This is a genomic window from Pseudomonas sp. Marseille-Q1929 (genome assembly GCF_017316265.1).
Lineage (GTDB): Bacteria > Pseudomonadota > Gammaproteobacteria > Pseudomonadales > Pseudomonadaceae > Aquipseudomonas.
In genome coordinates, this window is the sequence record NZ_JAFLWU010000022.1 from 70,562 (window position 1) to 95,885 (window position 25,324).

At 61.9% G+C, this 25,324-nt stretch carries 27 protein-coding genes and 1 riboswitch; of the genes, 7 read left to right on the plus strand and 20 right to left on the minus strand.

The genetic code is table 11. From position 1 onward, the window contains the following. Window positions 1-10: 10 nt before the first annotated feature. Both rmuC and J1G37_RS21235 read right to left on the minus strand, forming a co-directional pair. Window positions 11-1,375, minus strand: coding sequence for a DNA recombination protein RmuC (rmuC, locus tag J1G37_RS21230; RefSeq protein ID WP_207045305.1), 1,365 nt, complete (start codon window positions 1,373-1,375; stop codon window positions 11-13). 175 nt (window positions 1,376-1,550) lie between these two features. Next, window positions 1,551-1,874 (minus strand): sel1 repeat family protein, encoded by a 324-nt coding sequence (locus J1G37_RS21235; protein ID WP_207045257.1) that lies wholly within the window; start codon window positions 1,872-1,874, stop codon window positions 1,551-1,553. Window positions 1,875-2,330: 456 nt separating this feature from the next. Here J1G37_RS21235 and J1G37_RS21240 point away from each other — a divergent pair, with 456 nt between their 5' ends. The 4 genes from J1G37_RS21240 to J1G37_RS21255 all read left to right on the plus strand — a co-directional run bounded on the left by J1G37_RS21240 (window position 2,331) and on the right by J1G37_RS21255 (window position 5,484). Beyond that, window positions 2,331-2,636, plus strand: coding sequence for a hypothetical protein (locus J1G37_RS21240; RefSeq protein WP_026136510.1), 306 nt, complete (start codon window positions 2,331-2,333; stop codon window positions 2,634-2,636). A 443-nt stretch (window positions 2,637-3,079) separates the two neighbouring features. Beyond that, on the plus strand, window positions 3,080-3,304 hold the full coding sequence (locus tag J1G37_RS21245; RefSeq protein ID WP_005790139.1) for a hypothetical protein: 225 nt from the start codon (window positions 3,080-3,082) through the stop codon (window positions 3,302-3,304). 282 nt (window positions 3,305-3,586) lie between these two features. Then, window positions 3,587-4,069, plus strand: a complete 483-nt coding sequence (locus J1G37_RS21250; RefSeq protein WP_124526545.1) for a hypothetical protein — start codon at window positions 3,587-3,589, stop codon at window positions 4,067-4,069. A gap of 146 nt (window positions 4,070-4,215) precedes the next feature. Next, window positions 4,216-5,484: an outer membrane protein transport protein gene (locus J1G37_RS21255; RefSeq protein WP_124526546.1), complete on the plus strand. Its 1,269-nt coding sequence runs from the start codon at window positions 4,216-4,218 to the stop codon at window positions 5,482-5,484. Between the two features lie 65 nt (window positions 5,485-5,549). Here J1G37_RS21255 and J1G37_RS21260 read toward each other — a convergent pair whose 3' ends face one another. The 13 genes from J1G37_RS21260 to cobO all read right to left on the minus strand — a co-directional run bounded on the left by J1G37_RS21260 (window position 5,550) and on the right by cobO (window position 16,904). Further along, complete coding sequence (locus J1G37_RS21260; protein ID WP_124526547.1) at window positions 5,550-6,098, minus strand: redoxin domain-containing protein; 549 nt, start codon at window positions 6,096-6,098, stop codon at window positions 5,550-5,552. Window positions 6,099-6,248: 150 nt separating this feature from the next. After that, on the minus strand, window positions 6,249-7,448 hold the full coding sequence (locus tag J1G37_RS21265) for an MFS transporter (protein WP_177325305.1): 1,200 nt from the start codon (window positions 7,446-7,448) through the stop codon (window positions 6,249-6,251). A gap of 63 nt (window positions 7,449-7,511) precedes the next feature. After that, the gene (locus tag J1G37_RS21270; RefSeq protein WP_207045259.1) at window positions 7,512-7,916 is read right to left on the minus strand and encodes a MarR family transcriptional regulator; all 405 of its coding nucleotides are present in this window, start codon (window positions 7,914-7,916) and stop codon (window positions 7,512-7,514) included. 42 nt (window positions 7,917-7,958) lie between these two features. Continuing rightward, the gene (locus J1G37_RS21275; protein ID WP_207045261.1) at window positions 7,959-8,687 is read right to left on the minus strand and encodes an adenosylcobinamide-GDP ribazoletransferase; all 729 of its coding nucleotides are present in this window, start codon (window positions 8,685-8,687) and stop codon (window positions 7,959-7,961) included. A gap of 2 nt (window positions 8,688-8,689) precedes the next feature. Further along, window positions 8,690-9,265 (minus strand): alpha-ribazole phosphatase family protein, encoded by a 576-nt coding sequence (cobC, locus tag J1G37_RS21280; protein ID WP_207045263.1) that lies wholly within the window; start codon window positions 9,263-9,265, stop codon window positions 8,690-8,692. Continuing rightward, on the minus strand, window positions 9,262-10,317 hold the full coding sequence (gene cobT / locus J1G37_RS21285) for a nicotinate-nucleotide--dimethylbenzimidazole phosphoribosyltransferase (RefSeq protein ID WP_207045265.1): 1,056 nt from the start codon (window positions 10,315-10,317) through the stop codon (window positions 9,262-9,264). The genes cobC and cobT overlap by 4 nt, the downstream gene beginning before the upstream one ends. Beyond that, entirely contained in the window at window positions 10,314-10,835 is a 522-nt protein-coding gene (cobU, locus tag J1G37_RS21290; RefSeq protein ID WP_207045268.1) for a bifunctional adenosylcobinamide kinase/adenosylcobinamide-phosphate guanylyltransferase, read from the minus strand. The genes cobT and cobU overlap by 4 nt, the downstream gene beginning before the upstream one ends. Before the next feature lie 42 nt (window positions 10,836-10,877). Continuing rightward, window positions 10,878-12,329, minus strand: coding sequence for a cobyric acid synthase (locus tag J1G37_RS21295; protein WP_207045271.1), 1,452 nt, complete (start codon window positions 12,327-12,329; stop codon window positions 10,878-10,880). After that, window positions 12,326-13,315: a threonine-phosphate decarboxylase CobD gene (gene cobD, locus J1G37_RS21300; protein ID WP_207045274.1), complete on the minus strand. Its 990-nt coding sequence runs from the start codon at window positions 13,313-13,315 to the stop codon at window positions 12,326-12,328. The genes J1G37_RS21295 and cobD overlap by 4 nt, the downstream gene beginning before the upstream one ends. Continuing rightward, window positions 13,308-14,216: an adenosylcobinamide-phosphate synthase CbiB gene (gene cbiB / locus J1G37_RS21305; RefSeq protein WP_124526555.1), complete on the minus strand. Its 909-nt coding sequence runs from the start codon at window positions 14,214-14,216 to the stop codon at window positions 13,308-13,310. Before cbiB ends, cobD begins: the two co-directional genes overlap by 8 nt. Then, window positions 14,213-14,863, minus strand: coding sequence for a 5,6-dimethylbenzimidazole synthase (bluB, locus tag J1G37_RS21310; protein WP_207045278.1), 651 nt, complete (start codon window positions 14,861-14,863; stop codon window positions 14,213-14,215). The genes cbiB and bluB overlap by 4 nt, the downstream gene beginning before the upstream one ends. Continuing rightward, entirely contained in the window at window positions 14,860-16,296 is a 1,437-nt protein-coding gene (locus J1G37_RS21315; protein ID WP_242551681.1) for a cobyrinate a,c-diamide synthase, read from the minus strand. The genes bluB and J1G37_RS21315 overlap by 4 nt, the downstream gene beginning before the upstream one ends. Beyond that, the gene (gene cobO, locus J1G37_RS21320; protein WP_207045281.1) at window positions 16,293-16,904 is read right to left on the minus strand and encodes a cob(I)yrinic acid a,c-diamide adenosyltransferase; all 612 of its coding nucleotides are present in this window, start codon (window positions 16,902-16,904) and stop codon (window positions 16,293-16,295) included. The genes J1G37_RS21315 and cobO overlap by 4 nt, the downstream gene beginning before the upstream one ends. 78 nt (window positions 16,905-16,982) lie before the next feature. Next, window positions 16,983-17,219: riboswitch (cobalamin riboswitch) on the minus strand. Between the two features lie 99 nt (window positions 17,220-17,318). Here cobO and J1G37_RS21325 point away from each other — a divergent pair. After that, window positions 17,319-18,632, plus strand: a complete 1,314-nt coding sequence (locus J1G37_RS21325) for a sorbosone dehydrogenase family protein (protein WP_207045284.1) — start codon at window positions 17,319-17,321, stop codon at window positions 18,630-18,632. 72 nt (window positions 18,633-18,704) lie between these two features. Here J1G37_RS21325 and J1G37_RS21330 read toward each other — a convergent pair whose 3' ends face one another. The 5 genes from J1G37_RS21330 to J1G37_RS21350 all read right to left on the minus strand — a co-directional run bounded on the left by J1G37_RS21330 (window position 18,705) and on the right by J1G37_RS21350 (window position 23,253). Further along, the gene (locus J1G37_RS21330; RefSeq protein WP_207045286.1) at window positions 18,705-19,241 is read right to left on the minus strand and encodes a C40 family peptidase; all 537 of its coding nucleotides are present in this window, start codon (window positions 19,239-19,241) and stop codon (window positions 18,705-18,707) included. A 144-nt stretch (window positions 19,242-19,385) separates the two neighbouring features. Beyond that, window positions 19,386-20,015 (minus strand): NlpC/P60 family protein, encoded by a 630-nt coding sequence (locus J1G37_RS21335; protein ID WP_026136507.1) that lies wholly within the window; start codon window positions 20,013-20,015, stop codon window positions 19,386-19,388. A 213-nt stretch (window positions 20,016-20,228) separates the two neighbouring features. Continuing rightward, window positions 20,229-20,933 (minus strand): DnaA regulatory inactivator Hda, encoded by a 705-nt coding sequence (gene hda / locus J1G37_RS21340; RefSeq protein WP_017734631.1) that lies wholly within the window; start codon window positions 20,931-20,933, stop codon window positions 20,229-20,231. A gap of 194 nt (window positions 20,934-21,127) precedes the next feature. After that, window positions 21,128-22,201 (minus strand): AI-2E family transporter, encoded by a 1,074-nt coding sequence (locus J1G37_RS21345; RefSeq protein ID WP_207045289.1) that lies wholly within the window; start codon window positions 22,199-22,201, stop codon window positions 21,128-21,130. A 35-nt stretch (window positions 22,202-22,236) separates the two neighbouring features. After that, window positions 22,237-23,253 carry a DUF2066 domain-containing protein gene (locus J1G37_RS21350; RefSeq protein ID WP_207045292.1) on the minus strand — a complete coding sequence of 339 codons (1,017 nt, stop codon included), beginning with the start codon at window positions 23,251-23,253 and terminating at the stop codon, window positions 22,237-22,239. A gap of 356 nt (window positions 23,254-23,609) precedes the next feature. Between J1G37_RS21350 and purM the strand changes: the two genes are divergently transcribed. Together purM and purN are read left to right on the plus strand one after the other, a co-directional pair. Then, window positions 23,610-24,668 carry a phosphoribosylformylglycinamidine cyclo-ligase gene (gene purM, locus J1G37_RS21355; RefSeq protein WP_005790182.1) on the plus strand — a complete coding sequence of 353 codons (1,059 nt, stop codon included), beginning with the start codon at window positions 23,610-23,612 and terminating at the stop codon, window positions 24,666-24,668. Next, complete coding sequence (gene purN / locus J1G37_RS21360; RefSeq protein ID WP_207045294.1) at window positions 24,668-25,318, plus strand: phosphoribosylglycinamide formyltransferase; 651 nt, start codon at window positions 24,668-24,670, stop codon at window positions 25,316-25,318. The genes purM and purN overlap by 1 nt, the downstream gene beginning before the upstream one ends. Window positions 25,319-25,324: the final 6 nt, after the last annotated feature.

Sequence of the window (25,324 nt, forward strand, 5' to 3'; positions counted from 1 at the left end):
TGATCAGTGTTTATTCAGGGAGATGGGCTACGCCATCGGAATCGGTCATTGCCCGTTCCAGCAGATCTGCCGGCAGACTTTTGCTGGCGCGCGCACCCAGCAACCTTAATTGCTCGGTACGACTGACCAGATTTCCGCGTCCATCTGTCAGCTTGTTCCGCGCCGAGCTGTAAGCCTTATCCAACTGCTGCAGCCGATTGCCCACTTCATCCAGATCCTGGATAAACAACACGAACTTGTCGTACAGCCATCCGGCGCGCTCGGCGATTTCCCGCGCGTTCTGGCTTTGTCGCTCCTGCTTCCACAGGCTGTCGATCACCCGCAGGGTGGCAAGCAACGTGGTTGGGCTGACGATCACGATATGGCGGTCGAACGCCTCCTGGAACAGGTTGGGTTCGGCCTGCAACGCGGCGGAAAACGCCGCTTCGATCGGCACGAACAGCAACACGAAATCCAGGCTGTGCAAGCCTTCCAGGCGTTTGTAATCCTTGCCGGCCAGGCCTTTGACGTGATTGCGCAGGGACAGGACGTGCTGCTTCAACGCCGCCTGGCCGATCACCTCATCATCCGCGCCGACATACTGTTGATAGGCGGTCAGGCTGACCTTGGAATCGACCACCACCTGCTTGTCGCCGGGCAGCATGATCAACACGTCCGGCTGGAAGCGTTCGCCGTCCGGCCCTTTGAGGCTGACCTGGGTCTGGTACTCGCGGCCCTTCTCCAGGCCGGCGTGTTCCAGCACCCGCTCAAGGATCAGCTCGCCCCAGTTGCCCTGGGTTTTCTGGCCCTTGAGGGCGCGGGTCAGGTTGGTGGCTTCGTCGGACAGACGCAGATTCAGTTGCTGTAGGCGTTCGAGCTCCTTGGCCAGGGAAAAGCGCTCGCGGGCTTCGTTCTGGTAACTCTCTTCCACACGTTTTTCGAAGGACTGGATGCGCTCTTTCAGCGGATCGAGCAACTGCCCCAGGCGCTCCTGGCTGGTTTCGGCAAAACGTTGTTCGCGCTCGTCAAAGATCTTGCCGGCCAGCTCGGCGAACTGCGCCCGCAGCTCGTCGCGGGAGCCTTGCAGGTCGGTGAGGCGCTGTTGATGGCTGTCCTGTTGCTCGCGCAGCTCAGCGCGCAGCGCGGCTGACAACGCGTCGAGGCGGCGCAGCTCGGTGTCCTTGGCGTTGCGGTCGAGGTTCCAGGCATGGGCGGCGTCGCGGGCATTGTCGCGGTCGATCTGCAACAACTCGACTTCGCGGCGCACGGCCGCCAGGTCGGCTTGCTTGGCCGCGTTGGCCTGGCTCAGGTCGCTGATTTCATCGCGGCTCGCATCCAACTGGGCGGCCAGGCCTTCCTGGGCCATCTGTGCCGTGGCCAGGCGCTCTTCGAGCAATTCCCAGCCGGTGGTGCGTGCGGTCAAGCGCCGCTGCAACTGCCAGCACAGAGCCAGTAGCGGCAATCCAGCGCCAGCGAGGCCCAGGGCAATACCTGTCCAGTCAAAAGCCATAGCCATTTCTGCCATCAGCGAAAAAGAGAGAGGTTAACGGAGCACAGGGCGTGGCGACAGCTCAGTCTTCGACCTGACCCAGTTCACGCTGGGCACGCCGATCACCCGCACGGGCCGCCAGGCGCAGCAGGTCATGGCCGATGCGGCGGTCGCGCGCATTCCCGCATTCGCGGCACATCAATTGACCCAGGCGGCTCTGCGCGGCCACGACGCCGTCACGGGCAGGCTGCTTGAGCAAGCGCCCGGCGAAGTGTTTGACGTTGGTGTTGTGCCCCAGACGAGGACTGTCGAGCAACCACAAGGCGACTTTCAAGGAGAAGCGCTTGGGTGCGGTAACAGTTTGGGGGGCATCGGTAACAGAAGGTGATACTGAGCGAAACTTCATAAAGCACTGTGGGACAGACCGGAAGGCGCGCCACTCTACTCTTTTTTTCGTACAGGTAAAGCTGAAAAAACGCAGCACGCCCGTTCTAGAGCAAGCGCTCGGGACAATCCACAGAAGCTGTGGATAAGTCAGTGGACAACCCCGCTTAAACTCACGCAAAGGCCCATGGAGCGGGGGCCGCAGTCAAACTGACGATTTTTTCACCAATTAAAAAAAGCGAGATTTTTCATTGACTTAAATTTCCATCACAGGCTAAAGGCATCCCTGCGAAGCAGTTGACAGGTTGGTTACACACACCGCAACTAATGTGCACAAGTACCCATGCGATGGTTATATCGCCGGTTTTTTTAAAGCGCTTTGACGCAAAAATGTTACCGCCCCCGCGAATCGGCCACTTTTCAAATCCCGGCAGGCTCGCCACACTGCTCCACCGATAGCGCAACGGTGAGTGAGCCGATGAAAGGGATATTGTTGTTCGCCGTGTTGCTACTGGCCATCTGCGCAACGTCGTTGGGGATCAATGCGGCGCTGCCCTCCCCCGACGGTGCGTTGTTTGCCATCGCCATTCTGTTGTCAGCCGCCTTCACCGCCGTGAGCCTGTGCATCGAGCTGGGCGACGGCCGGATCAACGACATGCGCGACGTGATGAACGTGATCGAGGCCGGCCAATCATTGCGCCTGACCCTGGCGGCCTATGCCCTGGGCTGCTCGCTGGCCGCAGCCGCCACGGTGCTGGTCTATCGCGGCTTGCTGGGCGGTTGATTTAAGTTTTTTGGCTAGCACACTTCCTTTCCTTGTTTCAATCCGTTACTATCCGCGGCGTTAGTACCAAGCTGAAAGTCAATTCTGGTCGAACAACTCCCCCGAACAACGCGGGATCGACCACCTCGATGGTTTCCAGGTATCACTTGCGACGACACTGCCTTTGCACAAGCAAAGGGTGACGCGAAGTCTTGATACTCTGACCGAACCAACCTGCAAATTGATCAGGATCTTCACCCCGGGCCCAGAACCTTTGCCCCTGTTGTGCTGCCTGCCCTCCTAAGTACCTACCTGCCAGCCCAAGCGCGCCTAACTTATCAGCGCTTCAAACTGGCTGCTTTGTTCCAGTCGGTTTCTTCGTTCGATCAATCGTGATCAACGTCGCTGGAACGTTTTAATACGGCACGGTTCTTATCCGTGTCATTTGTAGGAACACCAATAATATGAACGCTCAAATCCATACTCAGGATGCCATTCGCACCCTCACCAACGCTTTTGCACCAATGAACTGCCTGATCATGGCCGCTCGCAAAGGCTGCTTCAGCTTCACCCTGGTCAACGAACACGGCATCGCTCGTCACAGCGAACGCCTGTACCCCGATCAATACTCCAGCGCAGAACCGCTGCAGGCCGTGATCGAGCGTACCCGTCAGGCACTGACTGCCTGATCGACCCGAGTCGCTGAAACACCAAAAACCCTGTTTAAAACACAGGGTTTTTTATTGCCTGAAGTTTCTGATATGCGCTTTTTTACTCATTACGAATAGATATAAACGATATAACTAAATGAATAAGATGTTTTAAAAACAGTCCTTTACATCATGAATATGACACTACACTTCAACTCAAGCGGCATGATCCGCTTCCGGCAAGCCTGAGATCCGATCCATTGCTGCCAAGCCCCCTCTCTCAGGCTTCGCCGACCTTTTTCGTCACGGATTGAGGCTTGTATGGGTATCGCTGCCAGCGAATTATGTCGTTATGTGATCCGGCCGACGTTGATCTACCTGGGTCGCCATAACCCGACTGCTGAAGCCCTGCTGCTGGGCATCGCGGCCAGCCAGTCAGAACTGGGCTCGGCCCTGCATGACCGGCGCGGCCATGGCCTGTACAGCATCACCGAGCCACGCCATCGCGCCCTGTGGGACGACTACCTGGCGCTAGACCCCGAGCGCGCCAGCCTCGTACGCGGGCTGGCCAGCCAACACGCCTTCCTCAGCGCGCCACAACTTGAGCTCACCGTAAACCTGCGTTACGCCACCGCCATCGCCTGGCTGCTGGTAGAACAACATCACCCCGCACTGCCACCGCCTGGCGATGTCTTGGCCATGGCGCGTATCTGGAAAGAAATATTTCACCCCCAAGGACGCCTGCGGGATTTCACCCAAACCTGGCAAACCTGTGTTTCACCCATGAATCAGGTGGTTTGCTGACCGGGCAATTTGCAAGATTCGTCAAAAAACCTGAATTTTGGTCGGATTGTCCTACAAAACCGCTCTATCTCCAGCATTTCAGCCTATGGCGCGAACTTAAATTTATTGTTACTTTCCGCAGCGGTGATCACCACGGAGTTCTAATAATGAAAAAAGTAATGCTCAAGACCACACTTAGCCTCGCCGTTGCCATGGCCTCTTCCCAACTGTTCGCAAGCGGCTTTGCCCTCAACGAACAGAGCGTCAGCGGGATGGGTACCGGTTTCGCAGGTCGCTCTTCTTCTGCCGATGATGCAAGCACTGTCTACGGTAACCCTGCCGGTATGTCGCGCCTCAATGGCCAGCAAATCACTGGCGGCGTCGCGGCCATTGATGCATCGACCAACATCAAAGATGCGAGCGGTGGCGTCAAAGGCACCAACAAAGGCGACATGGTTCCCTTCACGGCCGTGCCCTTTGGTTTCTACACCAACAAACTCAACGATCAGTGGGCCATCGGCTTTGGTGTGTATGCACCGTTCGGCTTGGTGACCGACTATGAAAACGGCTTCCAGGGCCGTGGCTTCGGCAGCAAGAGCGAAGTGAAGGTCATGACCTTCCAGCCGACTGTCAGCTATGCATTCAACGACCGCGTATCCATCGGCTTCGGTCCGACCATCAACCGGATTTCCGGCGTACTGGAATCGGAAAAAACCATCAGCCCGCTGGCCTCCGACACCAACGTCAAAATCAAGGGCGACGATACCGCCCTTGGCTTCAACGTCGGCGTACTGGTTCAAGCCACCGATACCACTCGCGTTGGCCTGACCTACCATTCGAAGGTCAAGTACAAGCTTGAAGGTCACACCACCGTTAGCGGTCCAGCCGCGACTCAAGCCGTGCTGAAAAACAACCGTTACGACGCGTCGCTGAAAATCGACACGCCGGAATCCTGGGATGCGTCGGTCACTCAAGACCTGACCGCCGACTGGAAACTGTACGGCGGTGCTACCTGGACCCGCTGGAGCCGCCTGAAAGAAATCACCGTCAACAACGAAGGTGTAACGGCCGCGTCGGGCATTGGTGCTGCCGCGATCAAGACCATCAGCGAGCCGCAAAACTGGCACGACACCTGGGCCTACGCCGTGGGTACCTCGTACCAGCTGACCAAGCAGGTTGTGCTGCGTACCGGCCTGACCTTCGACCAGTCGCCGACCAACAACAAAGACCGTTCGCCGCGTATCCCGACTGGCGACCGTACGATCTTCAGCGTCGGCCTGGGCTACAAAGTCATGGATAACATGACCGTCGACCTGGCTTATTCCTACCTGCAGGAAGAAGACATCAAGGTCACACGTACCGACGCGCCGGGCTACCGCGCCAAGTACGAGAACAGTGCCAACGGTTTCGGCCTGGGCATGACTTACACCTTCTGATTCAGACCGGTGTAAAAAAGCCCCGCTCTCCTGCAAAGGAGGCGGGGCTTTTCAGTGGCTGGCGATCAAGGCTTGGAAGCCAACGCCTTCTCCACGGCCTCGATCAAATCCGGGCTGTCCGGCTTGGTCAGGCTGGAGAAATCGGCGATCACCTTGCCTTGGCGGTCTACGACGTACTTGTAGAAATTCCACTTCGGTGCGTTGCTCTGCTGTGCCAACACCTTGAACAGGTGCACGGCATCCGGCCCCTTGACCTTCTGCGGCTCGGTCATGGTGAAGGTCACGCCGTAATTCACGTAGCAGACCTTGGCGGTCTCTTCACCGGTCTTGGCTTCCTGCTTGAAGTCATCGGACGGCACGCCAATCACTTCCAGCCCTTGGTCCTTGTAACGCTGATACAGGGCCTCAAGCCCTTTGAATTGCGGCGCGAACCCGCAAAAGCTCGCGGTATTGACGATCACCAGGGGCTTGCCAGCAAAGCGCTGGCACAAGTCGATGGATTCCTTGGCCCGCAGCTTGGGCAATTGGCCCTCCAGCAACGGCGGGCAACTGGCGGCCATCGCGGCACTGCCAATGGCCATCAGCACGGGTACAGCGAGCCAGCGCATCTGCATGTCGTGTGTCCTTGAATAGAGTCAGGCAACGAACTTAACAGATCGCCATGCCCAGTTGCATCAATGCCAGGCCACCGTGCTGCCAGCCCATCCAGGCCAGCACCATCAGGATCAACCCCGCCGCGATCAACACACCCCTTACCGCTATGCTCATGCCGCCTCCATCTGCGCCTGCAAGCGTGCCACCGGCCGCTCGCGCACCGGCCAGTTCAGGGCCGCCGCCAGCAGGCTCAAGAGAATCGCGCCTTGCCAGATCAAATCGTAGTTACCGGTTCGATCATAGACCACCCCGCCCAGCCAGCCGCCCAGGAAGGAGCCGATCTGATGGAACAGGAACACAATCCCGCCGAGCATCGACAGGTTTCGTACACCAAATAACGTCGCCACGGTGCCGTTGGTCAGCGGTACCGTGGACAACCACAACAAGCCCATCGCCATGCCGAACAGGTAGGCGCTGACCTGCGTCACCGGCGCCCACAGGAACAACACAATGACCACCGCACGCAACAGGTACAACGCCGTCAACAAGCGCGGCTTGGACATGCGCCCGCCGAGCCAGCCGGCGGTGTAGGTGCCGATGATATTGAACAAACCAATCAACGCCAGCACCGTGGTACCGGTGGTCGCCGGCAAGTGCTGATCCACCAGGTAGGCCGGCAGGTGCACGCCGATAAACACCACCTGGAAACCGCAGACGAAAAAGCCGAACGCCAGCAGCCAAAACCCGGAGTGGGAGCAAGCTTCTTTCAACGCTTCACGCAGGGTTTGCTGGCCGGCCATCACCGGCAGCGGCTTGTCCTTGAGCATGCCGACCAGTGGCAGAATCAGCGCAACCATCAGACCCAACGCCAGCAACGCGGCGGACCAGCCCAACCAACTGATCAAGCCCAAGGTGCCCGGCACCATGGCGAACTGGCCAAACGAACCGGCGGCACTCGCGATGCCCATGGCCATGCTGCGTTTTTCCGGCGCCACAGCACGGCCCACCACGCCGAGAATCACCGAGAACGAGGTCCCGGACAGGCCGATACCGATCAACAAGCCGGCACTAAGGGACAACGACCACGCCGAATCAGACAAGCCCATCAGCACCAGGCCCACGGCGTAGAGCACACCGCCGACAAAAACCACCTTGGTCGCACCAAAACGGTCGGCCAATGCGCCGGCAAACGGCTGGGCCAGGCCCCACACCAGGTTCTGCAAGGCAATCGCCAGGGCAAACGTGCCACGGCCCCAGCCGAATTCGGCGCTCATCGGCGCCAGGAACAGGCCGAAGCCATGCCGTACGCCCAAGGACAACGCCAGGATCAGCGCACTCCCCAAAAGAATCCAACCACTGGTGCGCCACATCGAGGTCATTTCTTATTCTCCGCTCGCGGGTATATACCCGCTTGTATTCGAACAAACACGCCGTCAGGCGAGTTCGTCCAGCAAGGCCAACAAGGTTTCGCGTTTTTCCGCGCCGAGTTGATCGATCAATTTCTGCTGCGCTGCTTCCCAGGCTGGTAACGCGGCGGCCAATCGCTGCTCACCTGCCTCGGTCAACAACACCAGGCGGTTGCGCAGGTCATCACCTTCCACCAACTGCACCAGGCCTTCGCCTTCCAACACCCGCAGGTTGCGCCCCAAGGTGCTGCGATCCAGGCCCATGGCTTCGGCCAGGCTGGAGATGCTCGGCTGATCGAGACGTTGCAGGTTGCACAGCAAGGAATACTGGGCAACGTTGATCCCGAAGCCGTCGAGAGCGCCGTCGTAGTGCCTGCTGACGCCACGAGCGGCGCGACGCAGGTTGGTGCATAAACATTGGGAGGCAAGCATGGAACGTGTATATACCCGCGATTAAGAGAATGCAAGAAAGTGTTACAGCGCCAAGCCGACCAAAACCGCAACTTCCAGCAGCTCCAGCAAGGCACCAGCGGTGTCGCCCGTGGTGCCGCCCAGGCGCTTGACCATCAGGTGGCGCAGGCCGACAAAGCACAGCGCCGCGAGCAGCACCGCAATCCCGCCGCTGAAGCCACCGATCAGCAGGCACGCGAGGCCGCTGAGGATCAGCACCTGTTGGCCGACAACTCGGGGTAAATGATCCGACAACGCCTGACCCAATCCACCTGCGCGCACGTAGCGTGTGGTCAGGAACAGTGCGAGCATCGACGCCCGGCCGATCAGCGGCGCAAGGATCAGCGCCGCGCCGTTGTGTTGTTCGATCAACGCCACCAGCGCGGTGAACTTGAGCAGCAGCACCAAGCCCAGGGTGACTACGGCAATCGGCCCACTGCGCGGGTCCTTCATGATGGCGAGGGTGCGCTCGCGGTCGCCAAAGCCGCCGAGCCAGGCGTCGGCGCTGTCGGCCAGGCCGTCCAGGTGCAGGCCACCACTGAGCAGCACCCAGGCCGTCAACAGCAGCGCGGCATGCAGCAGCAAGGGCGCGCCCATCAACACCGCGTTCAAACCCCACAGCAGCCCGCCGAACAGCAAGCCGACCAGCGGATAAAACAGCAACGAACGCCCCAATTCCTGTGGCTGCGGCATTCCCGACAGGCGAATCGGCAGGCTGCTGAGAAATTGCAGGGCGATCCAGAACGGCAGCATGCTCAACCCCCTTCCTTCAATACGCCATCAGCCGCGACGTGCAGGCTGAACAGCGCACCGTGGCCGACTTCGACATTCAGCAACTGCTCCCGGGGCAACCCACGCGCACGCGCCAACAGCAGGCGCATGACGCCGCCATGGCTGACCAACAACACGCGCTCACCGGCATAAGCCTGATGCAAGCGTGCGACGGCGCCGAGAACACGGTCGGAAAAGTCGCTGACCGGCTCGCCCTGCGGCGGTGTGAAGCTGTAGGGATCGGCCCAGAACAAGCCGAGCGCTTCGGCGTCGGTCTTCATAAGTGCCGCCGCGCTTTGCCCTTCCCAAGCGCCAAAATGCAGCTCTTGCAGATCCTTCTCCAGGCTCACCGTCACCTCAAGTTGCGCACCCAACTCCTCGGCAAACCGTGCGCAACGCTGCAACGGCGAACTGACCACACGATCCCACGGCCCCTGCGCCACCACGGCGGCGCGCATCTGCGCCCAGCCCTTGGCAGTGAGCGCGTCGTCCAGGCTGCCGCGCAGGCCGCCGCCCAGCTCGGTCTCGCCGTGGCGCAGCAGGTCCAGGTGCAAAGTCATGCCGGGCGGTCTGCCACGGCGGCTTCGGCGAATGTCGCCATCTGGCCGTGTAGCGCACAGGCCAGGCGCAGCAGCGGCACGGCCAGCGCCGCGCCACTGCCTTCACCCAGGCGCAGGCCAAGCTCCAGCAGCGGTTGCGCGTCGAGGCTTTGCAACACATGTCGATGACCCGGCTCGGCGCCCCGATGGCCGAACACCAGCCATTCGCGGCTCGCCGGGTTCAGGCGCGTGGCCACGAGCGCGGCGACGGTGCAGATAAACCCATCCACCAACACCACGATGCCTGCCTGGGCGCAGGCCAGGTAGGCGCCGACCAGCGCGGCAATTTCAAAGCCCCCCAGGTTGAACAAGGTTTGCAGCGCATCACCACGCTGCCCGGCGTGCAACGCCAGCGCACGTTCGATCACGGCCACCTTGTGGCTGACGCCCTCGGCATTCAGCCCGGTGCCCGGGCCTGTCAGGTCGCTGACCTGGCAATCGAGCAACGCACACGCCAGCGCACTGGCGGCGGTGGTGTTGCCGATGCCCATCTCGCCGCCGATAAACAAGTGCGCCCCACCTTGCAACGCACGCAAGGCACTGTCGCGACCGGCTTGCAGGGCCAGGCGCCCCTGAGCACTCGTCATCGCCGGGCCGTTGACAAAGTTGGCGGTGCCCGCGCCGATATTCAGGTGACGTACCCCAGGCAGGTCCAAGGACGGCGTCACGGTGCCCAGATCGACCACTTCCAATTGCGCGTTCAACTGCCGCGCCAACACGCTGATCGCCGCGCCCCCGCTGACAAAGTTATGCAGCATCTGCCCGGTCACTTCCTGGGGGAACGCCGACACGCCCTCCGCCACCACACCGTGGTCGCCGGCAAAGATCGCAATCCACAGCTTTTCTACCGAGGGTTTGACCTGGCCCTGCAAACCCGCCAACTGCACCGCCAACGCCTCCAGCTGACCGAGGGAACCGGCCGGCTTGGTCAGTTGCTGCTGGCGTGCCAGGGCCTGTTCGTACGCACTAGCGTCGATTGCCTTACAAGGGTTGAGCCACCAGGTGTCAGTCATAACGCAGTACCTTTCAAAGTCAGGGGCAGGCCGGCAACCGTCAGGACAACACGCTGACAACGCTCGGCCAAGGCTTGATGCAGCCAACCGGCTTCATCCACATAGCGGCGAGTCAATTCGCCCAGCGGCACGACACCCATTCCGGTCTCGTTGCTGACAAAAATGATTTCACCCGGCAGCGTGGCCAGGGTTTCCAGCAGTTGATCACGCTCGAACGCCAGGCGCTGCGGGTCTTCGAGCATCAGCAGGTTGGTCAGCCACAGGGTCAGGCAGTCCACCAGCAGGAAGACGTCGGCCGCAGCGTGCTCACGCAGCACCCGTGCGAGTTCGACGGGTTCTTCGATCAACCCCCAATGCTCGGGACGGCGCTGGCGATGCAGGGCGACGCGCTCGTTCATCTCGCCGTCCAGGGGTTGGCTGGTGGCGATATAGATGACCGGCAGCGCGCTGTCGCTGGCGAGTTTTTCAGCAAGGCGGCTCTTGCCGGAACGGGCGCCGCCGAGGATCAGTTGCAGCATAGGGTCATACCTTTAAGTCAAACCAGGTCAACTGTGGGACCGTCAAATCCCGCATAGCTTGCGCAGCAATTCGGTATCCAGATGGTTCTCCACCAAGTCCGCCAAGCGCTCGATATCACGCTCGCGCAGCGCGTGGTAATCCACTTCCTGCACATCCTGCAACCCCGCCCAGCGCAACAAGGCGCTGCACGCTGCCGGCGTTTCGAACAAGCCATGCAGGTAGGTGCCGAGGATTTGTCCGTCCGCACTCTGTGCGCCGTCGCTGCGACCGTCATCCAGCAACACGGCGGCGTTCACCAGCGCGCTGCCAGACGTCACGCCCGCATGAATCTCATACCCACTGACCTCGGCGTCTTCCAGCAGCAACCGCCCACGCACATTGCGCAGCTGTTTCTCTTCCTCCAGCGTCGTGCTGAACGCCAACAGCCCCAGGCCATCACTGGAACCTGCGAGCCCTTCCAAACCGAGCGGGTCATGCACCTGCTCGCCCAGCATCTGCAAACCACCGCAAATCCCCAGCACCTTGCCGCCGTAGCGCAAGTGCCGCCCCACGGCGCTGTCCCAGCCATTGGCACGCAGATAGGCCAGGTCGCTGCGCACGCTTTTCGAGCCGGGCAGGATGATCAGGTCGGCCGGCGGAATCGGCTGGCCGGGGCCGACGAACTGCAAATCCACCTGGGGATGCAGGCGCAGCGGGTCGAAATCCGTGTGATTGCTGATGCGCGGCAACACCGGCACCACCACTTTGAGCACCTGGGCGGCTTTGTCGATCTGGCGTCGGTCGATGCCGTCTTCGGCCTCCAGGTGCAGGTCCATCACGTAGGGCAGCACGCCCACCACCGGTTTGCCGGTGCGCGCCTCCAGCCAATCCAGGCCTGGCTGCAACAACGCAATATCGCCGCGAAAACGGTTGATGATGAAGCCTTTGACCCGCGCCTGTTCCGTCGGCGAGAGCAATTCCAGGGTGCCGACCAGATGGGCAAACACGCCGCCGCGATTGATATCGGCGATCAGCAGCACCGGGCAATCCACCGCTTCGGCGAAGCCCATGTTGGCGATGTCATTGGCGCGCAGGTTGATCTCCGCCGGGGAGCCCGCGCCTTCTACCATCACCACCGGATAGGCTTGGCTCAAGCGTGCGTGCGAGGCCAGTACCGCTTGCATGGCGATGGCTTTGTAGTCGTGATAGGCCACGGCGTTCATGCTGGTCACGGCGCGGCCGTGGATGATGACCTGGGAACCGGTGTCGCTGTTGGGCTTGAGCAGCACCGGGTTCATATCGGTGTGCGGCGCCAGGTTGGCAGCCTGGGCCTGCACGGCCTGGGCGCGGCCGATTTCGCCGCCTTCGGCGGTCACGGCGCTGTTGAGGGCCATGTTCTGCGGCTTGAACGGCGCCACGGCCACGCCCTGGCGTACCAGCCAGCGGCACAGTGCGGTCACCAGCGTGCTTTTGCCCGCATCGGAGGTGGTGCCTTGCACCATCAACGTACTCATGAGGCGTCCTTGTAGGCGGTCAGTGCCGCGTCGAGGCGCTGCCAGTCGGCTTCGGTGTCGGGCAGGCCAAAGCGCAGGCTGCTGTCATGCACAAACAGGCGCAGCAGGATGCCGCGCTGGGCCATGAATTCATGCAGGCGCTCGGCGTGCGGGGTGATCAGCCATTGGAACAAGGCGCAGCCGCCCTGGGGTTGCAAGCCGTGGCGCTCAAGCACTGCAAACAGCCGCTCGCCAGCGTCGACACAGCGCTTGCGCTGGCGTGTATGCCCGGCCACGTCGAGCAGGCACTCCTGGCCCAGCACGCGGGTCGGCCCACTGACCGCCCACGGCCCGACCTGTTCGGCGAGCAGCTTGAGCAACTTGCGCTCGGCAAGCACGAAGCCCAGGCGTACTCCGGCGAGGCCGAAGAACTTGCCGAACGAGCGCAGTACGATCAGCCCGACCTGGTGAGCCTGGCTGGCCAGGCTCAGGTGCGGGGTGATGTCCATGAACGCTTCATCCACCACCAACCAGCCGCCGCGTTGCGCCAGGCGCGCGTGCCAATCCAGCATGCGCTCCGGGGTCAGGCTCAGGCCGGTGGGGTTGTTCGGGTTGACCACCACCAACACGTCGAGGCCGTCGAGGAAGAAATCGACTTCCTGCTCCAGCACTTCGCGCACCACATAACCGGCGCGGCGCCAGGCTTCGGCGTGTTCGGCGTAGCACGGCGACAGCACGCCGACCTTGCCCGCGCGGCGCAGGCGCGGCAGCAACTGGATCGCGGCCTGGGAACCGGGCACCGGCAATACATGCGCGGCGCCGTAGTACTCGCTGGCGGCGCGTTCCAGGCCGTCGTCGGTCTCGGGCAAGCGCGCCCAGGCGCGCAGCGGAATCTCCGGGATCGGCCAGGGCCACGGCGCAAGGCCGCTGGACAGATCGAGCCAGTCGGCCTCGGCAATCCCGTACTGAATCGCCGCCTTGCGCAGCCGGCCACCGTGTTCAAGCATAGAATTGCGCCCCCGCGCAGAGAATCAGCAGCCACAACCATACGCCGCGCTGCACCAGCTGCCAGCCTCGGTCTATGGAATCCGCATCCGCCGCCGGGCCTTCGCCAAGCTGCGGACGCTGGTGGACTTCGCCGTGATAAATCGCCGCGCCGCCCAGTTCGACACCCAGGGCGCCCGCCCCCGCCGCCATCACCGGGCCGGCGTTGGGGCTGTCCCAGGTCGGGCCTTGGGTGCGCCAGCATTTCAGCGCCAGGCGGGTTTTGCCCAGCAGCGCGTAGGTCAGTGCCACCAGGCGCGCAGGAATATAGTTGAGTACGTCGTCGATCTTGGCCGCCGCCCAGCCGAAGCGCTCAAAGCGTTCGTTGCGATAGCCCCACATGGCATCCAGGGTGTTGCTCAGGCGGTAAAGCACCACGCCCGGGACGCCGGCCACCACAAACCAGAACAGTGCGGCGAACACCGCGTCACTGCCGTTCTCCAACACCGATTCGGTGGCGGCGCGGGCGACTTCGGTGCGGTCCAGCTCGCTGGTCTGCCGGCTCACCAGGTAACTCACGCGTTGGCGCGCCTCGTCCAGGTCGTCGCTGCGCAGGGCCTGGGCCACCGGGATCACGTGTTCGCCCAGGCTGCGCATGCCAAGGGCGCAGTACAGCGCGAGGATCTCCAGGACCCAGCCGATATACGGCGCCCACGACAACGCGGTGGCCAGCAAGGTCAGCGGCACCACGGCGATAAACCACGCGGTCACGCCATGGCTGCGCCAGCCACGGCCACCGGTGTTGAAACGTTGCTCGATGCGCCCGGCGAAATTGCCGAACGCCACCAGCGGATGCCAGCGCTTGGGCTCGCCCAGCAGCGCATCCAGCGCGACGGCGGCGACACACAGCAAGGCCACACTCATTGACTCACTCCCCACACATTTTCATACAACATGTCACTCAGCGGCCGTGGTTCGGTCCAGCCTTCGAGTTGCAACATCGGTGCCGGATAGAACTCGGCCACCGGGCCCAGGCACAGCACGGCCAGGGGTTTGGCGCCGGAGGGCAGGCCCAGCAGATCGGCCAGGGCCTGGGGTTCGAACAGCGAGACCCAGCCCATGCCCAGGCCTTCCACACGAGCGGCCAGCCACAGGTTCTGGATCGCGCAGGACAACGAGGCCATGTCCATCTCCGGCAAGGTACGACGGCCGAAGATGTGGCGCTCGCGGTCGTCCATCAATGCCGCCACCAGTACCTCGGCGCAATCGTGGATGCCTTCGACCTTGAGCTTCATGAAGTCGTCGGAGCGTTCACCCAAGGCTTCGGCGGTGCGGATGCGTTCTTCTTCCACCAACTGCTGAATTTGCCCACGCAGGGGGCGGTCGCTGATGCGGATGAAGCGCCAGGGTTGCATCAGGCCGACACTCGGCGCCTGGTGGGCGGCCTGGAGCAGGCGGTGGAGCAGTTCGGGGGCAACCGTGCCGCCGGTGAAGTGGCGCATGTCGCGGCGTTCGGCGATGGCGCGGTAGACGGCGTCGCGGTCGGCTTGGGGGAAGGCGTTGTCAGTCATGGCCCTATCGCGGGCAAGCCCGCTCCCACATTTGGATCGGCGAACACTGTCGAGGTGGGGGTTGGCTTGCCTCCCACATTTGGATCGATCGACGCGGTCGAGGTGGGAGCTGGCTTGCCTGCGATGGCGGCCTCCCGGTCTGGCGCAAACAGTGCCGCCACCGCCGCCGGATTCGACGGGAAGTAAAAGTGCACGTAGGAAGCCGTCATCCGCCCCTGTCGGTAAACCGCCTCGGCGCCACGCCCGCCATTGGGGCTCACGCCACGGGCAATCGGCGTGCAGTCGGTGCTGGTCAGGGAGTGGTGATAGGTATGCCCACGCAGCACGCCTTCCGGCAACTCGACATTTTGCAGGGCCAGGGCAGCCAACTTCTTCTGCATCACGGCGTCGCCCGGCAACAAGCCGAGCAACTCGGCACGTTGGCCGGCGACATCGGTGAGCGAGTCCAGCAGGTACAACATGCCGCCGCACTCGGCGAGCAACGGCTTGCCGGCCGCGTGATGGGCGCGGATCGCCTCCAGCATCGCGGTGTTTTCCGACAACGCCTGGTGATGCAATTCCGGGTAGCCGCCCGGCAGATACAGACTGTCTACGTCAGGCAATTCACGATCATGGATCGGCGAGAAGAAGTGCAACTCGGCGCCCATCGCCCGCAACAGGTCAAGGCTGGCGCCGTAGGTAAAGGCGAAGGCTTCATCGCGGGCCACGGCGATGCGCACACCGTCGAGCAACGGCTCGGCCTTGATGACTTCAGGCGCGGCGAAGGTCACCGGCGGCGGCAAGGCGACTTCGCAACTGCTGCCCAACGCTTGGGCGGCGGCGTCGAGGCGCACGTCGAGGTCATTCAGTTCGCTGGCTTGCACCAGGCCCAGGTGACGACTTGGCAATTCGATGCCGGTCTCGCGGGACAAGGCGCCGTACCAGCGCAGGCCTTCGGTGAGGCTGCCTTCGAGCAATTGCGCATGGCGCAGGGTACCGACGCGGTTGGCCAGCACGCCGGCGAACGGCAGGTCCGGCTGATAACGCGCCAGACCCAGGGCCAATGCGCCAAACGTCTGGGCCATGGCAGTGCCGTCGATCACACCGAGTACCGGCACGCCGAAGTGGCGGGCCAGGTCAGCGCTGGAGGGGGTACCGTCGAACAGGCCCATGACGCCTTCGATGAGGATCAGGTCGGCCTCGCCGGCGGCTTCCCACAACAGGCGGCGACTTTCCTGCTCGCCCACCATCCACATGTCCAACTGATACACCGGCGCACCGCTGGCGCGCTCGTGGATCATCGGGTCGAGAAAGTCCGGCCCGCATTTGAACACGCGCACCTTGCGCCCCAGGTTGCGGTGCAAACGGGCCAGCGCGGCGGTGACGGTGGTTTTGCCCTGGCCGGACGCCGGTGCGGCGATCAATACGGCCGGGCAATGACGGGGCTGATTCAAAGTTCGACGCCCTTCTGTGCCTTGATACCGGCCTGGAATGCGTGCTTGAGCATGCCCATTTCGGTGACGGTGTCGCCCATTTCGATCAATTCAGGCTTGGCGCCACGGCCGGTGACCACCACGTGCTGCATCGGTGGGCGCGCTTGCAGGTCGCTGAGCACCTGGTCGAGGTCGAGGTAGCCGTGCTTGAGAGCGATGTTCAGTTCATCAAGGACGACAAGGCCGATGGCCGGATCTTGCAGCAGTTCGCGGGAAACTTTCCACGCGGCTTCGGCGGCGGCGATGTCGCGCTGGCGGTCCTGGGTTTCCCAGGTGAAGCCTTCGCCCATGACGTGGAAGCGCACTTGCTCGGGGAAACGGCGGAAGAACAGCTCTTCGCCCGTGCTGTTACGCCCTTTGATGAACTGCACCACGCCGCACTGCATGCCGTGGCCCATGGCGCGGGCGAGCATGCCGAACGCGGAGCTGCTTTTGCCTTTGCCGTTGCCGGTCAGCACCAGCAGCAGGCCGCACTCGTTGGGGGAATTGGCGATGCGCTCGTCGATCACGGCTTTTTTGCGCAGCATGCGCGCCAGGTGGCGTTCGTCGCGGTCGGGGGAATCGGTCATGGCAGCTCTCCGTTGGGGCTGGACAAAAACGGCGGGCAGGAAAAAGAAAAAACAGACAGCCAAGCATCGCCCACCGTGATGCTGTTGGATGTTTCAGGCCGGTCTCCGGGCTCATGAGTGGCGCGCTTGCCGACACTGCGCCTTCCCATATCGCGGGGCGATACAGTGGCAAAAGCAGGGTCTTGACTCATTTACCGTTGCGGGGGCAGCGCCGGAATTGCGGCAGCACTGTGGACAAGTGCGCTCGCTCACCGGCTTCCCTGTTTCACTCCGTCGACCCGTGGGTCACAGAGCACCTGGAACAAGTCGCGAAGGGTAGAGGGTTGGGGGTGGAGCGTCAATTAAAGCTGGCTTCGCACTTGAACCATCGGACCGCCGCGCGCCTCTACCCTTACAGGTACCCAGGAGAAAACCATGCACAAGACCCGACTTGCCCTACTGATCATGTGCGCAGGCGCCCTCGTCGCCTGCGGTGAAAGCTCGACCTTGCAAGTGTCTGACGGCACCGGCCCCTCCCCCAAGCTCCCAGAGCCGAACAAGACCCTGATCCCCACGGTCAACATCGCACCCGCCATCGGCTGGCCTGAGGGCGCGAAGCCAACTGCCGCTGCGGGCACCCAGGTAGCGGCGTTTGCCGAGGGCCTCGACCACCCGCGCTGGCTCTATGTACTGCCCAATGGCGACGTGCTGGTGGCAGAAACCAATGCACCGCCCAAACCCGATGACTCAAAAGGCATTCGTGGCTGGGTGATGGAAAAGGTCATGGGCCGAGCCGGTGCTGGCGTGCCTAGCCCGAACCGCATCACGTTGCTGCGCGATGCCGACCACGACGGCATCGCCGAGACCCGCACGGTCTTCCTGGCAGACCTCAATTCGCCGTTCGGCATGACCCTGGTTGGCAATGACCTGTATGTGGCGGACTCGGACAAGCTGCTGCGCTTCCCCTACCAACCGGGTGAAACCACGATCAAGGAAGCCGGCACCAAGGTCGTCGACCTCCCCGGCGGCAGCATCAACCACCACTGGACCAAAAACGTGGTGGCGAGCAAGGACGGCAGCAAGCTTTACGTAAGCGTTGGCTCTAACAGCAACGTCGGTGAAAACGGCCTGCAGGCAGAAGAAGGTCGGGCGGCGATCTGGGAAGTGGACCGCGCCAGCGGCCAGCACCGCATCTTCGCCTCAGGCCTGCGCAACCCCAACGGCATGGCCTGGGAACCGCAAAGCGGCAAGCTGTGGACAGCGGTGAACGAACGCGATGAGATCGGCAGCGACCTGGTGCCGGACTACATCACCTCGGTGCAGGATGGTGGCTTCTATGGCTGGCCGTTCAGCTACTACGGGCAGCATGTGGATGTGAGAGTCAACCCGCAAAACCTCGACCTGGTGGCCAAGGCGATTGCGCCCGACTACGCCGTGGGCCCACACACCGCCTCGCTCGGTCTGACGTTTGCCGAAGGCAGCAAATTGCCTGCGCCTTTCACTAGTGGCGCATTCATCGGCCAGCACGGCTCGTGGAACCGCAAGCCCCACAGTGGTTACAAGGTGATCTTCGTCCCGTTCGAGGCTGGCCAGCCCAAGGGCCAGCCGGTGGATGTGCTGACCGGCTTCCTCGACAAAGACGAGAAAGCCATGGGCCGGCCGGTGGGCGTGGTGGTTGATCAGCAGGGAGGGGTGCTGGTGGCAGATGATGTGGGGAATAAGGTGTGGCGGGTTTCAGCGGCTAAGTAACCCACCTCAAGACCACCACAAACCAATGTGGGAGCGGGCTTGCTCGCTCCCACATTTAGCTCTGCATTCAATTCAGGGATTGCGCGCCAGATTCCCTGGCAACACGCGCTTGGCACTCAGGTAAGCATTCTGCCAATACGCCTTGGACAAGGTGTCCAGCTTCACCGTACCGCCGGTTTGCGGCGCGTGTACGAAGCGGCCCTCGCCCACGTAGATCCCGGCGTGGCTGACTTGGGAGCCGCCGCCCGTGGCGAAGAACAGCAGGTCACCCGTTTGCAGGTTCTGCTCACTGACATCCTGCGCGCGCATCACGATCAGTTCACGGGTGGTACGCGGCAAGGAGATGCCGGCGGCGTCACGAAACACAAAGCCGATCAAGCCGCTGCAATCAAAGCCCGAGTCCGGCGTGTTGCCGCCCCAACGATAAGGCGTGCCGACCAGGCCCAGCGCGCGAAAGAGCACGTCTTCGGCTGCCGGCGAGAAATTCTGGGTGGCGTAGTTGAACACCGGCTTGGGCTTCACCGCTAAGGGTGCAGGCGGTGGGCGGCTGGCGCAGGCGCTGAGCAGCGCGGCGCAGAGAATGAGGATCAGGCGGGCCGAGGTCGACATGTGCAGAACAATCCTGGTCTGGATGCGGCTTTCGCTGCCGAACGCTGAAAACCAGAACGCGCAAGCAAAGCTCGCGCGTACGGATTACAACAATATCCAGGGATTCTAGCGCTTACACGTCAAACTTCAAGTATCACTTTAAGTTTACTTGCTAGCGGTAACCGTGGTCGGGGCCATGGCGAGTGCACGCTTGGCTTCGATGAAGGTTTTGCTCCAGTAGCTGTCGCCCAGGTTGTCGACTCGAACACCGCCACTGCGACGGCTGCTGGAGTGGATAAACTGGTTATCGCCCAGGTAGATACCGGCGTGGCTTACGCGGCCACGGCCAGCCGTACTGAAGAAAAGCAGATCACCGGGCTTGAGGTTGTTGCGCGCGACCAACGGTGCATTCACGTTGATCATCTCGCGAGTGGAGCGTGGCAGGTTCATGCCAGCTTCTTCGCGAAACAGGTAGCCGATGAAACCGCTGCAGTCGAAACCGGCTTCAGAGGTACCGCCGAAACGGTAACGGGTACCGATCAGGGACATGCCGCGTTCGAGGATGCTGTCGGCCAGGACGGGAAGCTGGTAAGGCTTGTTGCCGGCGAAGGCGCCCAGTTCCTTTTCAGTCGCCAGCTCTTCTTCATAAACAGAAGCAGACTGTGCAGCGACGAATTTTGCCTGATTTTGAACCTGGGGTTTTTGCTGCTCAACCACCTGTTGAGGGTGGGAAGCGCAACCAAACAACAGGGTAACGAGTGCGAGAGGCACGAGGGGTGCGAAGCGATTTAGCATGGGCACGACCGTGGCTGATGTGTAAAGAAGCCGAGACTATGCCCTCTATCACATCGATTTGCAAATTCAATCGTGATCTATGTGACTTCTTGTTTGGACTATGACATCTAAGCCCTTAACACCCTATACGCGCCTTTTGCGTGGCCAAAGTGGCCCAAACGCAGGTTTTCTGGCGCCTGGAGTTTGCCGAAAGCCCCGAAAACAAAGGGCTGGCTACCAGCCGAGGGTTTCCTTGAGGAAGGGAATGGTCAGCTTGCGCTGGGCCTGCAAGGAGGCCTGATCGAGCTGTTCGAGCAAATCGAACAACGCGCTCATGCTGCGGGTGCCACGGGTGAGGATAAAGTGCCCGACTTCGTCAGTGAGGTGCAGGCCGCGACGGGATGCACGCAATTGCAGGGCGCGCAGTTTGTCTTCGTCGGAGAGCGGGCGCATCTGGAAGATCAGGGCCAGGGTCAGGCGCGACTTGAGGTCAGCCAGCTTGACCGGCAGCTCGCGCGGCGAGGTCGATGCGGCGATCAGCAAGCGTCGGCCGCTGTCACGCAGGCGGTTGAACAGATGGAACAGCGCCTCTTCCCACTCCGCCTTGCCGGCGATCGCCTGCAGGTCATCCAGGCAGACCAGCTCGTATTGCTCAAGGTGGTCGAAGATGCCGATGCCACGATCCATCAATTCAGCCAGCGGCAGGTAAACCGCCGCCTCCCCCATCTGCTCGAAGCGCAGGCACGCGGCCTGCAGCAGGTGAGTACGCCCTACGCCGTGTTTGCCCCACAGATAGATCAGGCTTTCGGTCCACCCGGCGTCGGCTTCGCAGAGCCGCTCGACATAGCCGAGTGCAGCGGCATTGGCGCCTGGGTAGTAGTTGATAAAGGTGGCGTCGTCACGCAGACGCACACCTAAGGGCAGCTGAATCGGTTTCATGCTGACTGAACGGCTCCAAACGAACCGCTAGTGGCCTCTGTGTAAAGTTTGCAAAGTTTATACCCGTGAAGCCGGGCGCACAATGCAGCAGACCACAAGCAAAATCAAAGGTTTGCGTTAACTTGCCGGTTTTGCGCAAATTGTTTGACACCAGAAACAACAAACCCGGCCAGGCCGGGTTTGTGACACAAGGTTTACAGATCAGGGTCTTCGACGCCCGTATACACATCCGAATCCTTGTACAGATCGTGCACATGGCGCACCAGCACCATGATCACCGCCGCCACCGGCAGCGCCAGCAAGATGCCAGTAAAGCCGAACAGCTCACCGCCCGCCAGGATCGCAAAGATCACCGCCACCGGGTGCAGGCCGATCCGGTCCCCCACCAGCAGAGGCGTCAGCACCATGCCTTCCAAGGCCTGGCCGACCATGAACACCGCGACAATCCCCAACATCGGGTAAAGGTCACCACCGAACTGGAACAGCCCCGCCACCAGCGCCGCACCGATACCGATCACAAAGCCCATGTACGGCACGATGGCCGCCAGACCGGCGATCAGACCAATCAACAGGCCGAGCTCCAGGCCGATCGCCATCAGGCCAGCGGCATAAATAACCCCCAAGGCCAGCATCACCAACAACTGCCCACGCACGAATGCGCCGAGCACTTCATGGCATTCCTCCGCCAGGGAGACGATGCGCTCCTCGCGATTGCGCGGCAGCAGGCTGCGGATCTTGGCCATCATGATGTCCCAGTCACGCAGCAGGTAGAACGCCACCACCGGGATCAGCACCAGGTTGGTCAACCAGCCGATCAGTGCCAGGCTGGACGCCGTGGCCTGGCTGAGCACCATGCCGACGATGTCGGTGGTCTGCCCCATATGCTCGCTGATTGCGGCCTTGACCTTGTCGAACTTCCAGAAGCCATCCGACAGCCCCAACTTGGCCTGGGCCCACGGCATCGCCGTATGTTGCAGCCAATCAAGCATCTGCGGCGCCAGCTCATACAGACGGAACAGCTGCTTGGCCAGCATCGGAACCAGCACCAGCACCAGGGCCGTGACGATCAAGGTAAACAGGGCGAACACCGCCACCACGCCCCAGGTACGTGACAAGCCGGCTTTCTCCAGGCGATCCACCACGGGATCAAACAGATAGGCCAACAGCAACGCAACCAAGAACGGCGTCAGGATCGAATGCAGCAAGAAAACAAATGCACACAGCAGGACGATCCCGCCAATCCACACCCAACGACGCGTATCCGCCATAAACCACTCCATTGCTTCTATATAAGGAAGAACGTTTACCAGTGAAAGCGCAGTTGCGCCTGCGGTTCTGGAGCACCACCCGCCGCAGCCGGCACTTCACCCGGCGCAACCTCCTGCAATTTGGCCAGGCTCAACTGGCTGCGCAACTGCTCGGCACTGCCGTTGACCCGGTAAACAATACGATCGCCATCCACCAGCAGCGGCTGACCACCAAACGGTTCGAGCAAATGCCCCAGGGCGGCGTAGCGCTCCAGCGTCATGCCCTGCACCTCCAGCAGCTGTTCGGCACTGACGCCAGGTTTGACCGCAAAGCGCGGCGCCAGCTTCTGGCTGACGGCCAACATCACCGCATCGGCCACGGCAGCGGTATCGGCACCTTGGACGCTGCCCTGCTCGCTCTTGTCGCCCAACCACAAACGCCACTTGGCCTGCCATTGATTGCCTTCCTGCCGCGCATGCACCGCCAGCAAGGCATCCGCGCCGTAGCGCTCAGAGGCGGCGCGCAGTGGCGTGGCGTCGGCGCTTTCCAGATTCGGCGCAGTGGCGACCACCTGTTCGTCCAGATCACCCAACGGCAGGCGCAACGGCAAGCCTCGGTGTTGCGCCGCGCGACGCAAGGCCTGGGCGACGCTTTGGCCATCGCCCACCAGGCTGCTGCCTTCGGTGGAGTCGTTCAGCCACCAGCCGAGGATCGATGGCCGATTGCTGCCCCAGATCGACAGGCCGGCGTCACGCAAGACACGGTCGGTCGTCACCGGGTCGAAATCCACTTGCAAGCTCTCGGGCGGGCCGGCGTCGTAGCCGTATTGGCTGATGATTTGTTGCGGGTCCTTGCGAATCGCCGCAAGGCCCGGGCCGTCGGCCGCCTTGGCGTCGCCGGTGAGGCGGATTACCAGGGTCTGCACGGCGCGCTGGGTCGCCTGGTCGCGCTCTTGTGGCGACTGGCTGCTGACCGGTTCAAGTACTTGATAGAGGCCATTGAGGGTTTCGGCATGACTCGCCAGGCTGACCAACGACAAGCAGCCTACAAAGAAGAATTTACACAGACGCATGAAAGATTCCCGAACGACAAATTTAGCGGCTGGAACAGACCGCGTGAACTCGGTTGCGCAAGGCTGTGACCACAGCGACCGGTAAAACATTCACAGGGTCTTGGTAAGTTTTCGTACTGTCATAACGATAGCGGGTTCAAGGCTATACCTTAATACGCACCAAGGCAGAGCCGATTAGCATTTTTTTAATCGGCTTTTTTAAGCTATATCGCCCTGCCCGTCGGCCCGAGGATGGCCGCTGCCCCTCAAGCCTGATAAAATCGCGCGCCTTCGCAGACCGTCAACGGCTGGGCCTTTTACCAAAAGCGCCTGCCCGCTCGGTCGTTACCCCTGAATCCCCCCTAAAGGCCTGGATCATGAGCAAGCAACCCTCCCTGAGCTACAAGGACGCCGGTGTAGACATCGACGCCGGTGAAGCATTGGTCGAACGCATCAAGAGCGTCGCCAAGCGCACTGCGCGCCCCGAAGTCATGGGCGGCCTGGGCGGTTTTGGCGCCCTCTGCGAGATCCCGGCTGGCTACAAACAGCCTGTGCTGGTCTCCGGCACCGACGGCGTGGGCACCAAGCTGCGCCTGGCGCTGAACCTGAACAAGCACGACAGCATCGGCATCGACCTGGTGGCCATGTGCGTAAACGACCTGGTGGTATGCGGCGCCGAGCCGTTGTTCTTCCTGGACTACTACGCCACCGGCAAGCTCAACGTCGAGACCGCTACCCAGGTAGTGACCGGCATTGGCGCTGGCTGCGAACTGTCGGGTTGCTCCCTGGTCGGCGGCGAAACCGCTGAAATGCCAGGCATGTACGAAGGCGAAGACTACGACCTGGCCGGCTTCTGCGTCGGCGTTGTCGAAAAAGCCGAGATCATCGACGGCTCCAAGGTTGCTGCCGGTGACGCCCTGCTCGCCCTGCCATCGTCCGGCCCGCACTCCAACGGCTACTCGCTGATCCGCAAGATCATCGAAGTGTCCGGCGCCGACATCGAAAACATCCAGCTCGACGGCAAGCCACTGACCGACCTGCTGATGGCCCCGACCCGCATCTACGTCAAGCCCCTGCTCAAGCTGATCAAGGACACTGGCGCGGTTAAAGCCATGGCCCACATCACCGGTGGCGGCCTGCTGGACAACATCCCGCGCGTCCTGCCAAAAGGCGCCCAGGCCATCGTCGACGTGGCCAGCTGGCAGCGTCCTGCGGTCTTCGACTGGTTGCAAGAGAAAGGCAACGTCAACGAAACCGAAATGCACCGCGTGCTGAACTGCGGCGTAGGCATGGTGATCTGCGTGGCGCAAGAGCACGTTGAAACCGCGCTGAACGTCCTGCGTGAAGCGGGCGAGCAGCCTTGGGTCATCGGCCAGATCGCCACTGCTCCAGAAGGCGCAGCCCAGGTCGAACTGAAGAACCTCAAGGCTCATTGATGTCCCAGACCTGTGATGTCGTGGTGCTGCTCTCCGGCACCGGCAGTAACTTGCAGGCCCTGATCGACAGCACGCGCACCGGCGACAGCCCGGTGCGCATTGCTGCGGTGATCTCCAACCGCAGCGACGCCTACGGCCTGCAACGCGCCAGGGACGCGGGTATCGACACCCGCTCCCTGGATCACAAGGCTTTCGAGGGCCGCGAGGCCTTCGATGCCGCCTTGATCGAACTGATCGACGCCTTCAACCCCAAACTCGTGGTCCTGGCCGGTTTCATGCGCATCCTCAGCGCTGATTTCGTGCGCCACTACGACGGGCGCCTGCTCAATATCCACCCTTCCCTGCTGCCCAAGTACAAAGGCATGCACACGCACCAGCGGGCGCTCGACGCCGGCGACAGCGAGCATGGCTGCAGCGTGCACTTCGTCACCGAGGAACTCGATGGCGGGCCTCTGGTCGTACAGGCAGTGGTTCCGGTAGAGTCTGAAGACTCAGCGCAGACCCTTGCGCAACGGGTTCACACCCAGGAACACAGGATTTACCCGTTGGCTGTACGCTGGTTTGCCGAGGGGCGGTTGATTCTTGGTGACCAGGGTGCATTATTGGACGGTCAGTTACTCGCGGCCAGCGGCCACTTGATTCGAACCTAGGAGATT

Excerpts from the sequence above, each read along its gene's own strand:
- J1G37_RS21260 (WP_124526547.1), bottom strand. The coding sequence starts at position 6,098 with ATGCAGATGCGCTGGCTCGCTGTACCCGTGCTGATGGCCATTGGCAGT.
- purN (WP_207045294.1), top strand. The coding sequence starts at position 24,668 with ATGTCCCAGACCTGTGATGTCGTGGTGCTGCTCTCCGGCACCGGCAGT.
- J1G37_RS21345 (WP_207045289.1), bottom strand. The coding sequence starts at position 22,201 with ATGGCGGATACGCGTCGTTGGGTGTGGATTGGCGGGATCGTCCTGCTG.
- J1G37_RS21235 (WP_207045257.1), bottom strand. The coding sequence starts at position 1,874 with ATGAAGTTTCGCTCAGTATCACCTTCTGTTACCGATGCCCCCCAAACT.
- cobU (WP_207045268.1), bottom strand. The coding sequence starts at position 10,835 with ATGCTGCAACTGATCCTCGGCGGCGCCCGTTCCGGCAAGAGCCGCCTT.
- purM (WP_005790182.1), top strand. The coding sequence starts at position 23,610 with ATGAGCAAGCAACCCTCCCTGAGCTACAAGGACGCCGGTGTAGACATC.
- cobD (WP_207045274.1), bottom strand. The coding sequence starts at position 13,315 with ATGCTTGAACACGGTGGCCGGCTGCGCAAGGCGGCGATTCAGTACGGG.
- J1G37_RS21255 (WP_124526546.1), top strand. The coding sequence starts at position 4,216 with ATGAAAAAAGTAATGCTCAAGACCACACTTAGCCTCGCCGTTGCCATG.
- J1G37_RS21265 (WP_177325305.1), bottom strand. The coding sequence starts at position 7,448 with ATGTGGCGCACCAGTGGTTGGATTCTTTTGGGGAGTGCGCTGATCCTG.
- J1G37_RS21295 (WP_207045271.1), bottom strand. The coding sequence starts at position 12,329 with ATGAGTACGTTGATGGTGCAAGGCACCACCTCCGATGCGGGCAAAAGC.
- cobT (WP_207045265.1), bottom strand. The coding sequence starts at position 10,317 with ATGACTGACACCTGGTGGCTCAACCCTTGTAAGGCAATCGACGCTAGT.
- J1G37_RS21275 (WP_207045261.1), bottom strand. The coding sequence starts at position 8,687 with ATGCTGCCGTTCTGGATCGCCCTGCAATTTCTCAGCAGCCTGCCGATT.
- J1G37_RS21325 (WP_207045284.1), top strand. The coding sequence starts at position 17,319 with ATGCACAAGACCCGACTTGCCCTACTGATCATGTGCGCAGGCGCCCTC.
- J1G37_RS21335 (WP_026136507.1), bottom strand. The coding sequence starts at position 20,015 with ATGCTAAATCGCTTCGCACCCCTCGTGCCTCTCGCACTCGTTACCCTG.
- cbiB (WP_124526555.1), bottom strand. The coding sequence starts at position 14,216 with ATGAGTGTGGCCTTGCTGTGTGTCGCCGCCGTCGCGCTGGATGCGCTG.
- J1G37_RS21350 (WP_207045292.1), bottom strand. The coding sequence starts at position 23,253 with ATGCGTCTGTGTAAATTCTTCTTTGTAGGCTGCTTGTCGTTGGTCAGC.
- J1G37_RS21240 (WP_026136510.1), top strand. The coding sequence starts at position 2,331 with ATGAAAGGGATATTGTTGTTCGCCGTGTTGCTACTGGCCATCTGCGCA.
- J1G37_RS21270 (WP_207045259.1), bottom strand. The coding sequence starts at position 7,916 with ATGCTTGCCTCCCAATGTTTATGCACCAACCTGCGTCGCGCCGCTCGT.
- bluB (WP_207045278.1), bottom strand. The coding sequence starts at position 14,863 with ATGACTGACAACGCCTTCCCCCAAGCCGACCGCGACGCCGTCTACCGC.
- cobO (WP_207045281.1), bottom strand. The coding sequence starts at position 16,904 with ATGACCGATTCCCCCGACCGCGACGAACGCCACCTGGCGCGCATGCTG.
- J1G37_RS21245 (WP_005790139.1), top strand. The coding sequence starts at position 3,080 with ATGAACGCTCAAATCCATACTCAGGATGCCATTCGCACCCTCACCAAC.
- hda (WP_017734631.1), bottom strand. The coding sequence starts at position 20,933 with ATGAAACCGATTCAGCTGCCCTTAGGTGTGCGTCTGCGTGACGACGCC.
- J1G37_RS21250 (WP_124526545.1), top strand. The coding sequence starts at position 3,587 with ATGGGTATCGCTGCCAGCGAATTATGTCGTTATGTGATCCGGCCGACG.
- cobC (WP_207045263.1), bottom strand. The coding sequence starts at position 9,265 with ATGACTTTGCACCTGGACCTGCTGCGCCACGGCGAGACCGAGCTGGGC.
- J1G37_RS21330 (WP_207045286.1), bottom strand. The coding sequence starts at position 19,241 with ATGTCGACCTCGGCCCGCCTGATCCTCATTCTCTGCGCCGCGCTGCTC.